The sequence below is a fragment of the Nocardioides flavus (ex Wang et al. 2016) genome, assembly GCF_014653115.1.
Classification (GTDB): domain Bacteria; phylum Actinomycetota; class Actinomycetes; order Propionibacteriales; family Nocardioidaceae; genus Nocardioides; species Nocardioides flavus.
Window position 1 is genome coordinate 1 of the sequence record NZ_BNAD01000037.1, and the last position, 695, is coordinate 695.

General features: G+C 70.6%; 2 pseudogenes. Both read right to left on the reverse strand.

The features are described 5' to 3' along the window. Window positions 1–496 (reverse strand): annotated as a pseudogene (locus tag IE200_RS20490) (hypothetical protein); the annotation flags it as partial. Window positions 497–542: 46 nt separating this feature from the next. After that, a pseudogene (locus IE200_RS20975) lies at window positions 543–695 on the reverse strand (IS30 family transposase); the annotation flags it as partial.

Sequence of the window (695 nt, forward strand, 5' to 3'; positions counted from 1 at the left end):
CGGGTCCGATGCGTCCGGCGACGGCGGCGACCTGCGCGTCGACGAACCCCGCCGCCTCACGAGTCAACGGAGGGGAGGTGTGGATGGTGGTCTCCGCGACCGCACGGGCACGCCACGCGGGAACGGCGCCGGCGTGGACCTGCGCCCAGAGGCGGGGGAGGCGGTGGCGCAGCTCGAGCGCGTGCCCGATGAGCTTCTTCGCCGCAGTGGTGCTGATGCCGAGGACGGTGCCGAGCTCGGCGACGCAGAACTCCGCGACCAGGGGCGTGCCTTCGCCGGCGATGGGTTCCTCGTGCTCGCATCCTGGGACGGTGAACGAGGCGGCGGAGTGGATCGACTCCGGCGGGTGCAGGTCGGCCCACTGCGCAGCGAGCACCAGCTGGCGGGCGGCGGCGGTGTTCTCGGCGGCCCGCTCCAGCCGGATAGAGGCGAGCAGGTCGGAGGCGGTGAAGGCGTCTGCCTCACCTGCTCCGGGCCCTGCCGCGACTTCGATCATGTGTTTGATTCTACGGGAACCCACCGACACTGACCATGGCGCGGACTCAACCGGCTGTTGCAACGAGCCTCGTGTTGAGTGCTTGGCCGGGAGTCTGCCATTCGAGGGTCTTGCGGGGCCGGGTGTTCAGCTGCAGGGCAACCCGATCGCACTCGGCCATCGTGAGGCGACGCAGGTCGGCGCCCTTGGGCCAGTACTG